Genomic DNA, 312 nt, shown 5'->3' with positions numbered 1-312 from the left:
ACTTGCCTAATTGTTATTTTGTACGTTAATTTGAATTTTTAATACTTATTTTGGTAGCTAGTGTGAGCTCAATTTTACTTCAGCAATTTAATGGTTATTTATCCTCCGGTGGCAGTAATCGCTATTTTATTAAGGATTTAACTTGGCAAGTAAAACCGGGGGAAACCTGTGTATTGCTTGTCGGCAATGGCGCCGGTAACTCTGCGCTTGGGTCTACGCTGATTGGTGCAGCCAAGCTACAAAGTGGGCAACGCCATAGTACTTTTAATTATCTACAGTTTGTTTGAAGTGATTTACAAAAGCAGGTATTAA

General features: G+C 38.1%; 1 protein-coding gene. It reads left to right on the top strand.

The window, feature by feature from the left end; translation table 11 throughout:
* Positions 1 to 62 precede the first annotated feature (62 nt).
* Positions 63 to 287: a hypothetical protein gene (locus tag CWB75_RS19020; protein ID WP_249362351.1), complete on the top strand. Its 225-nt coding sequence runs from the start codon at positions 63 to 65 to the stop codon at positions 285 to 287.
* Positions 288 to 312 lie beyond the last annotated feature (25 nt).

Source organism: Pseudoalteromonas sp. S1608 (assembly GCF_005887265.1).
Lineage (GTDB): Bacteria > Pseudomonadota > Gammaproteobacteria > Enterobacterales > Alteromonadaceae > Pseudoalteromonas > Pseudoalteromonas undina.
This window is presented reverse-complemented; position numbering and strand designations above follow the sequence as displayed.